Source organism: Pseudomonas wayambapalatensis (assembly GCF_049942315.1).
In the GTDB taxonomy this organism is placed as follows: domain Bacteria; phylum Pseudomonadota; class Gammaproteobacteria; order Pseudomonadales; family Pseudomonadaceae; genus Aquipseudomonas; species Aquipseudomonas wayambapalatensis.
The window spans coordinates 18,743-27,740 of the sequence record NZ_JBNFMU010000186.1; the positions used below are offsets into that span (position 1 = coordinate 18,743).

At 66.1% G+C, this 8,998-nt stretch carries 5 protein-coding genes; all 5 read left to right on the top strand.

From position 1 onward, the window contains the following. Positions 1-355 precede the first annotated feature (355 nt). Genes glgA through ACPZMI_RS14500 form a run of 5 tightly spaced genes read left to right on the top strand, consistent with a single transcriptional unit; the run spans position 356 to position 8,791 of the window. Entirely contained in the window at positions 356-1,915 is a 1,560-nt protein-coding gene (gene glgA / locus ACPZMI_RS14480; RefSeq protein WP_186669459.1) for a glycogen synthase GlgA, read from the top strand. Between the two features lie 15 nt (positions 1,916-1,930). After that, positions 1,931-3,673 (top strand): malto-oligosyltrehalose trehalohydrolase, encoded by a 1,743-nt coding sequence (treZ, locus tag ACPZMI_RS14485; RefSeq protein ID WP_426352506.1) that lies wholly within the window; start codon positions 1,931-1,933, stop codon positions 3,671-3,673. Beyond that, positions 3,670-5,739 (top strand): 4-alpha-glucanotransferase, encoded by a 2,070-nt coding sequence (gene malQ / locus ACPZMI_RS14490; protein WP_426352507.1) that lies wholly within the window; start codon positions 3,670-3,672, stop codon positions 5,737-5,739. The genes treZ and malQ overlap by 4 nt, the downstream gene beginning before the upstream one ends. Next, on the top strand, positions 5,736-8,510 hold the full coding sequence (locus ACPZMI_RS14495; protein WP_426352508.1) for a malto-oligosyltrehalose synthase: 2,775 nt from the start codon (positions 5,736-5,738) through the stop codon (positions 8,508-8,510). Before malQ ends, ACPZMI_RS14495 begins: the two co-directional genes overlap by 4 nt. A gap of 17 nt (positions 8,511-8,527) precedes the next feature. Then, on the top strand, positions 8,528-8,791 hold the full coding sequence (locus ACPZMI_RS14500) for a DUF2934 domain-containing protein (RefSeq protein ID WP_426352509.1): 264 nt from the start codon (positions 8,528-8,530) through the stop codon (positions 8,789-8,791). Positions 8,792-8,998 lie beyond the last annotated feature (207 nt).

An 8,998-nucleotide genomic window follows, 5' to 3' on the forward strand; every position in this document is an offset into this window, starting at 1 on the left:
CAACGGTCATGCAAATTGTGACCAGCGGGTCATCCTGCCTACCTTTCGTCCCCTACACTGCGGATTCGGCCCGTGTTTTGCTCCGAAAACCAGTGACGCAATCAAGTCGAACTTTCCGAAACACGGGCAGGTCAGGAAGTAAGTAGGCCACGCAAAGGGACTTCCTCACGCGTCAGCCCGCCCACCCCACACTGTCCAGGCGCCTGTTCGGCCGGAATGCCGCTCGCGCTGTGCCTGCGCGCACGACCATGGGGCAAGGAATGCACTACGAAGATGCTGAAAGCCAAAGCGAGAACAGATACGAGATAAACGTAACGGGTGCCAGTACCCGCATGAACAAGGGACGGAGAGAAGTATGATCAGTGCCGCTGTCGAGCCTCACGCAGAATCATTCAACCTGGAAAATCGCGAGCCTGTTGCACCTGGCTTCGCCACGACAGGCAAGGCACCCGCTACCACGCGCCGCAACAATCCGCACAAGCGCAAGGTGCTGTTCGTCACCTCCGAAATCGCCGACCTGGTCAAGACGGGCGGCCTGGGCGATGTTTCCGCCGCCCTGCCCCGGGCGCTGTCACACCTGCACGATGTGCGTGTGCTGATCCCCGGCTACCCGCAAGTGGTCGATAGCGACAACCCCATTCACATCGTTGGCGAACTCGGTGGCCATGCTGCGCTTCCGCCGTGCAAGATCGGGCGCATGGACCTGCCGGATGGCCTGGTCATCTACGTGCTGATCTGCCCCGAGTTGTATGAGCGCGAAGGCACCCCATACGGTGCCAACAATGGCCGTGACTGGCCGGACAACCACATCCGTTTCGCCCGCCTGGGCCTGGCCGCCGCAGAGATCGCCGCAGGCGATGCAATGGCGCACTGGCGCCCCGATCTGGTGCACGCCCATGACTGGCCAGCCGGTCTGGCGCCTGCCTACATGCACTGGCGCGGCCTGAATACACCGACTTTATTCACCATCCACAACCTGGCGTACCAGGGTGTCTACAGCCGAGGCTGCAGCCCGGAGCTGGCCATTCCCGACCATGCCATGCAGCAGGAAGGCATGGAATTCTACGGCAAGCTGTCGTTCCTCAAGGCCGGGCTGGCCTACTCGAGCCACATCACCACGGTCAGTGCCACCTACGCCCGAGAGATCACCACGCCCGAGTTCGGTTGCGGCCTCGACGGCTTTCTCGCCAGCAAGGCCCAGCAAGGCCTGCTGGGCGGCATCCCCAATGGCATCGACGAGAGCTGGGATTCGGCCACCGACACCCATCTGCTGCACAACTTCAGCATCAACGACTGGGAAGGCAAGGCGCGCAATGCCGAGCAGGTCCGCGAGCTGTTCGGCCTGGAGCCGTCCGAAGGGCCGCTGTTCGCCGTGGTCTCGCGCCTGGTCTACCAGAAAGGCCTGGACCTGACGTTGAGCGTGGCCGCCGACATCGTCCAGCAAGGCGGGCAGATCGCGATCATCGGCCGCGGCGAGCCGGAAGAGGAACAGGCCATGCGCGATCTGGCCCTGCGCCATCCTGGTCGCATCGGCGTGCGCATCGGCTTCAACGAAACCGATGCCCGGCGCATGTTCGCCGGCAGCGATTTCCTGCTGATGCCCTCGCGCTACGAGCCCTGCGGATTGAGCCAGATGTACGCACAGCGTTTCGGCTCACTGCCGGTGGCACGCAATACCGGTGGGCTGGCCGACACCATCGAAGATGGCGTCACGGGTTTCCTGTTCAACGAGTCGAGCGCCGAGAGCTACCGCGAAGCCTTGAACCGCGCCTTCTACGTACACGGCAAGAAAGACCTGCTCAATGCCATGCGCTGCCTGTCGATGACCCAACCGTTCAACTGGTGCCAGGCGGTGGAACCCTACGCTCGCCTCTACGAGGAACTGGTCTGCCAGGCACGCAGCCGCCACTACTGAACGAGGGCTACGAAGATGCACAGGCATGGCGCACAGCAACTGGACGCCACGTCGGCGCGCTTCGCCCTCTGGGCGCCGGATGCGCGCAACGTGAGCGTGGAAATCGAGCGGCAGCCGTCTGTCGAGCTGCTGTCCGAGGGAGATGGCTGGTTCAGCGGTATCGCTGCCTGCCAGGCGGGTGATCGCTACCATTTCAGGATCGACGGTCACCTGAAGGTGGCCGACCCGGCGTCGCGCTACCAGCCCGACGGCGTGCACGGTCCCAGTGAAGTCGTCGATCTCCAGCGTTACGGCTGGCAGCACCCTTGGCGCGGCCGCCCATGGCACGAGGCGGTGATCCAGGAACTGCACGTGGGCCTGCTCGGCGGCTATGCAGGTGTTTCCCAGCAGCTGCCACGCCTGGCAGAACTGGGTATCACCGCCATCGAGCTGATGCCGATCAACCAGTTCCCCGGCGAGCGAAACTGGGGCTACGACGGCGCCCTGCCCTTCGCCCCGCACAACGCTTACGGCAGCCCGGATCAATTGTGCGCACTAATCGACCAGGCCCATGGCCACGGGCTGATGGTGATGCTCGATGTGGTCTACAACCACTTTGGCCCTGACGGCAATTACCTGCCGCAGTACGCCAGCCGGTTCTTCCGTGAAGACCGCCAGACCCCCTGGGGCGCCGCCATCGACTTTCGCCGTGCAGAAGTACGCGAGTTCTTCATCCAGAACGCCCTGATGTGGCTGTGCGACTACCGCTTCGATGGCCTGCGCCTGGACGCCGTGCACGCCATCGACCAGCCGGACTTTCTCGTCGAACTGGCCCGCCGCGTGCGCGCCGCTGTCGAGCCGGGCCGCGAAGTGTGGCTGGTGCTGGAGAACGAACACAATCAAGCGGCGCTGCTCGAGCAAGGCTTCGACGCGCAGTGGAACGATGACGGCCACAACGCCCTGCACGTGCTGCTCACGGGCGAGACCGAAGGCTACTACGCCGACTACAAGCACCGCCCGATCGAGCAACTGGCCCGCTGCCTGAGCGAAGGCTTCGTGTTTCAGGGCGAGCCCAACCGCCATGGCACACCCCGCGGCGAGCCCAGCGCTCACTTGCCACCGAGTGCCTTCGTGCTGTTCTTGCAGAACCACGACCAGATCGGCAACCGCGCCCTTGGCGAGCGTCTTAGCCGCCTGTGCCCGCCCCCGGCGCTGCGGGCCGCCACCGGCCTGTTGCTGCTGGCGCCGATGATCCCGCTGCTGTTCATGGGTGACGAAGAAGGCAGCTGCCAGCCGTTCCTGTTCTTCACCGATTTCCACGATGAGCTGGCCGATGCCGTGCGCGAAGGTCGGCGCGGCGAGTTCGCCCACTTCGCAGCCTTCGCCGACCCCGAGAAGCGCGCGCACATACCCGACCCCAACGCCCTGCAAACCTTCGAAGCTTCACGCCCGGTCAACACACAAGTGCTCGCTGGCTGGCACGGCCTCTATCACCAACTGCTGGATATCCGCCATCGCCAGATCGTCCCGCGCCTGGTGGGCAGCCGCGCACTGGGCGTCGAAGTGCTCGGCGACAAAGCCCTCAGCGCCCGCTGGCGACTGGGCGACGGCTGCGAGTTGCGCATCGATTTGAACCTTGGCGCATCTGCGCAGCCCATTACTTTGCCAGGCATAGATACACGCCTGTTCGACAGCAGTGACAACGCCCATCCAGACTCCACCCTGGCCGCGTACAGCTGCGTGGTCAGCCTGCTTCCCTCTCGCCTGGAGACGCCATGAGCGAAATGCCCCTGCACCGTCTCGCCGCCCGCGCGGGCCTTGCCCGCGACTGGATAGACGCGAACGATCGTCCCCAGCAGGTATCTGACGAGGCTCTGCGCCGGGTTCTGCAAGGGCTTGGCCATCCCGCCGAGGATGACGCTGCCATCGCGCGCAGCCTGGCCGCCCTGGAGCAGCTCGAGGACAGCGAGCACCTGCCGCCACTGCTCACCGCCGACCTTGGCCAGCCGCTGGCCCTGGCACGCTGGTTCAGCCCAAACAGCCCGGTACGCTGCACCCAGGAAGACGGCAGCGTGCACGCGCTGACCCTCGACCCACTGGCACAACTGCCCGGCGAACTGCCTATCGGCTACCACCGCCTGGAAATCGATGACCGACAGGTCACCATCGCCGTCGCGCCGCCGCGTTGCCACAGCCTGCAGGACGGCACCGAGCAACACCCTCCGCGTTGCTGGGGCCTGGCCGTGCAACTCTACAGCCTGCGCCGCCCTGGTGACGGTGGCTATGGCGACTGCCTGGCCCTGGAGCAACTGGCGCGCAGTGCGGCAGAGCGAGGCGCCGATGCGCTGGCGATCAGCCCGATCCATGCGTTGTCGATGTACGACCAACAGCACTTCAGCCCCTACTCACCATCCAGCCGCCTGTTGCTCAACACCCTCTACGCCAGCCCCTCGGTACTGCTCGGCGAGCGCGAGGTGCGCATGGCGGCCGAAGCTGCGGGCCTGACCCAGAGCCTCGAAGACCTGGAGCAGACGTCGCTGGTCGACTGGCCGCGCGCGGCCGATGTGCGGCACAAGCTGCTCAAGGCGCTGTATGCAGATTTCAGCCAGAGGGAACACCCCCTGCGCCCGGACTTCGACAGCTTTCGCCAGTCCGCTGGCCAAGCCCTGGAGCACCATTGCCATTTCGAAGTGCTGCAGGCCGAAGCCGTGGAGCAAGGCCTGGGCGCCGACTGGCGCGCATGGCCGGACGCCTGGCGCAGCCCCGAGGAGCCGGAAGTGCAGGCCATGGCTGCGGCCTACCCGGCGCTGGTGGAGTTTCATGCCTTCTGCCAATGGCTCACCGAGCGCAGCCTGCAACGCGCCCAGGATGCCGCGCGCAGCAATGGCATGGGCATCGGCTTGATCGCTGACCTGGCGGTGGGTGCCGACGGTGCCGGCAGCCAGGCCTGGAGCCGCCAGGACGAACTGCTGGCCGACCTCAAGGTCGGCGCGCCGCCCGACATTCTCAATCGTTCGGGCCAGGACTGGGGCATCTGCGCCTTCTCGCCCGACGGCCTCAAGCGCAACGGCTACCGTGCCTTCATCGAAATGCTGCGAGCCAATCTCGCCCACGCCGGCGGCCTGCGCATCGACCACGTGATGGGGCTGCGCCGCCTGTGGCTGATCCCGCGCGGCGCCAAGCCGAGCGAGGGGGCGTATCTGAACTACCCCGTCGAAGACCTGCTGCGCCTGCTGGCGCTCGAATCGACACGCCATCAGGCGGTGATCCTCGGCGAAGACCTCGGCACCGTACCGCCCGGGCTGCGTGAGCAACTGGCGGACAAGGGCGTGCTGGGCATGCGCGTGCTGCCGTTCGAGCAGACCTCGCCCGGCCACTTCAAGGCGATCCTCGACTGGCCCGATACCGCCCTGGCCACCACCGGCACCCACGACCTCGCCCCGTTGGCCGGCTGGCTGCGAGCACGGGACATCGACTGGAACCACCGACTGCAACTGATCGACGCCGCCACCGAACTGCACTGGCGGCATGAGCGCGAGCAGGAGATTCACGGCCTGCGCCGCAGCCTGGAAGCGAACTATGGCCCTTTGAAGGATAACGACGCCTTGATCGACACCGCCATCCGTTATGTCGGCCACACCCGCGCACCGCTCGTGCTGGTCCCACTCGAAGACCTGCTCGGCAGCGACGAACAACCCAACCTGCCCGGCACCACCGACGGCCACCCCAACTGGCGTCGACGCTTCGCCCTGCCCGTCAGCGAACTGCTCGACGACGAGGATGCCGCACGTCGCCTGGAACTGCTGGCGCAGGCCCGCGAACAAGCCTGGGAGCGCGACCGATGAAGCCCTTGACCGCCACCCAGCGCCTGCAATTTCACAGCGACTTCACCCTCGACGATGCCGTGCCACTGGTGCCCTACTTCGCCCGGCTGGGCATCAGCCACCTGTACGCCTCGCCCATACTCAAGGCCCGCGCCGGCTCCCGACACGGCTACGACGTGGTCGATCCGACCCAGGTCAATCCCGAGCTGGGCGGCGAAGCGGCGCTGCAGCGGCTGGTGGCCGCGCTGCGCCAGCACGGCATGGGGCTGATCCTCGACACCGTGTCCAATCACATGGCCGTGGGCGGTGCCGACAACCCCTGGTGGCAGAGCCTCCTGGCCTGGGGGCGGCGCAGCCCCTACGCCGAATTCTTCGATATCCAGTGGCACTCCAGCGACCCGCTGCTGGCTGGCCAGTTGCTGCTGCCGTTCCTGGGCAACGACTATGGCATCGCCCTTCAGAATGGCGAGATTCCGCTGACCTTCGACGCTGAGCACGGGGTGCTGCAGATCGAGCACTACGAGCACCGTTTCCCGATCTGTCCGCTGGATTACGGACGGATCCTCAGCCAGAGCGATGCCCCCTCGCTGCAGGCGCTGGGCACGCGCTTCGGCGCCTTGGGCGACTCCACCGACCCACTGGCCGAGAGCCTGCCATTGCACGCGGAACTGGCCCACCTGGTACGCGAGGGCGCTCACCTGGAGCAGGCCCTGGCCGCCTTCGACAGCCACAGCGAAGCGGGCTTCAAGCGCCTGCACCTGCTGCTCGAGCGCCAAACCTATCGCCTGGCCAGTTGGCGCACCGCCGCCGACGACATCAACTGGCGACGGTTCTTCGACATCAACGAACTCGGCGGTCTGCGTGTGGAGCGAGCGACGGTGTTCGAAGCGACCCACGCCAAGCTGTTCGAGCTGATCGCTCGCGGCCTGGTCGATGGCCTGCGCATCGACCATATCGACGGCCTGGCCGACCCTCACCGCTACTGCCGCAACCTGCGCCGCCGTGTCGATCACTTGCTGGTCCTGCGTCCACCAGAAGCGGCACTCGAGCATTTCCCGATCTACGTGGAAAAGATCCTCGGTGCCGACGAGCACCTGCACCAGGACTGGCTCACCGACGGCACCACCGGCTACGAGTTCATGAACCAGGTCTCGCTGCTTCAGCACGACCCGTCCGGCGAAGTGCCGTTGACCGACCTCTGGCGCAACGTCAGCGAGCGCCCCGAGTTCGACGAGGAAGTGCGCATCGCAAGACGTCTGGTACTCAATGCCAGCCTGGCCGGTGACTGCGAGTCGGTGGCCCAGGCGCTGTTGCAGGTCGCCCGCGACGATCTGATGACCCGCGACCTCACCCTCGGCGCAATCCGTCGTGCCCTGCAGGCGCTGGTCGAGCACTACCCGGTGTACCGCACCTACATCAATGCCTGTGGCCGTCCCCAGCAGGATGAGGCGTTCTTCCAGCGCGCCCTGGAAGGTGCCCGGCAGTCGCTCGGCGAAGCCGACTGGCCATTGCTCGAACACTTCGAGCGCTGGCTCGGCGGACAGCCCTGGCGTCAGTTGCCTGTCGGCCGTGCCCGCAAGCACCTGCGCCATGCGTGCGTGCGCTTCCAGCAACTGACCGCACCCAGCGCCGCCAAGGCGGTCGAGGACACCGCGTTCTACCGCAGCGCCCGCCTGCTCTCGCGCAACGACGTGGGCTTCGAGGCCGAGCGGTTCAGCACCACACCTGCGCAGTTCCACAACGAAGCGCAACGCCGCCTGCGTGACTTCCCGGATAACCTGCTGGCCACTGCCACCCACGACCACAAGCGCGGCGAAGACTGTCGCGCGCGCCTGGCGGTGCTCAGTGAACACAGCCAGTGGCTCGCCAGCCGCGTCGAGCACTGGCGCGAACTGGCCGAGCCGCTGCGTGAAACCCTCGAAGACGGCCCGGCACCCAGCCCCGGCGATGAGTTGCTGCTGTTCCAGACCCTGCTCGCCAGTTGGCCCATGGAGCTGGGCCGTGACGACCCGAAGGGGCTCGAGCAGTTTGCCGAACGTGTGCGCCAGTGGCAGCAGAAAGCCCTGCGCGAAGCCAAGCTGCGCAGCAGCTGGGCCGCCCCCAACGAGCGCTACGAACAGGCCTGCGCCCGCTACCTCGATGGCCTCTTGCTCGACAGCGAAAACCAGCAACTGCGCCACTCGCTCGCCGACGCCGCCGCGCGCATCGCCTGCCCCGGTGCGCTCAATGGCCTGGTCCAGTGCCTGCTGCGCATGACCACGCCGGGTGTTCCCGACCTGTACCAGGGCAACGAATACTGGGACTTTAGCCTGGTCGACCCGGACAATCGCCGCCCAGTGGACTACCCGGCAAGACGCGCCAGCCTCGACGCCAGCCTGCCCGAGGCCGAGCTGCTTGAACACTGGCGCGACGGACGCATCAAGCAGGCCTTGATCGCCCGCGTGCTGGACCTGCGCCACGCGCATCCCGAGCTGTTCCTGCGCGGTGCCTACCTGCCGCTCAACGCCCAGGGTCGCCACGCCGACAAGGTGCTGGCCTTCGCCCGCCTCGGTGAGGGCGAGCGTGCCATCGTCATCGTGCCACGGCTGGCCAGCAGCTTGCTGGACGCGGCCCCGATCCCCCTGATCCCAGCACAGAACTGGGACGATACCCGGCTGATCCTGCCGTTTGCCTTGTCGCCTGCCACTTGCACGGGACTTTTCGCACACACCGCTGTCAGCCCTTCTAGGGAGCTGATGCTGAGCAATGTGCTGTCGGAATTTCCGCTCAACCTGTTGATTGAACATGCATGAACTTCAGGAGCGTCGAAATGAGTGTCGATGAAAAGCGTATCCGCGAATTCGCCTACCAGATCTGGGAGTCGGAGGGTAAACCGGTAGGCCAGGAAGAGCGCCACTGGGAGATGGCCCACAAGCTGGCCGAAGCCGAGGCCCTGGCGCCCAAGGCCGCACCACGTAAGAAGGCCCCGGCCAAGCCCAAGGCGCCTGCCGAACCCAAGGCCGCCGCACTGCCGGCGGGCAAGCCTGTGACCGAGAAGAAACCACGGGCGCCGCGCAAGCCCGCCGCCGGCTGAAATCCGCCTGCGGTTCAACCCAAGACCTGTGGAGCAGCTGCCTTGTTCAAAACCCAAAGGCCAGCCCCTCCCTGTGAGAACAGCTGTCCTGTTCAAATCCAAAGGCAAGCCTGTCCCTGTGGGGGGGGGGGTGGTCGGGGGAAAAGGGGGGGGGCAGGGGAGGAGAAGGGGGGGGGGTTTTTTTGGGGGGACCGATCTCCCCAATAA

Excerpts from the sequence above, each read along its gene's own strand:
- glgA (WP_186669459.1), top strand. The coding sequence starts at position 356 with ATGATCAGTGCCGCTGTCGAGCCTCACGCAGAATCATTCAACCTGGAA.
- malQ (WP_426352507.1), top strand. The coding sequence starts at position 3,670 with ATGAGCGAAATGCCCCTGCACCGTCTCGCCGCCCGCGCGGGCCTTGCC.
- ACPZMI_RS14495 (WP_426352508.1), top strand. The coding sequence starts at position 5,736 with ATGAAGCCCTTGACCGCCACCCAGCGCCTGCAATTTCACAGCGACTTC.
- treZ (WP_426352506.1), top strand. The coding sequence starts at position 1,931 with ATGCACAGGCATGGCGCACAGCAACTGGACGCCACGTCGGCGCGCTTC.
- ACPZMI_RS14500 (WP_426352509.1), top strand. The coding sequence starts at position 8,528 with ATGAGTGTCGATGAAAAGCGTATCCGCGAATTCGCCTACCAGATCTGG.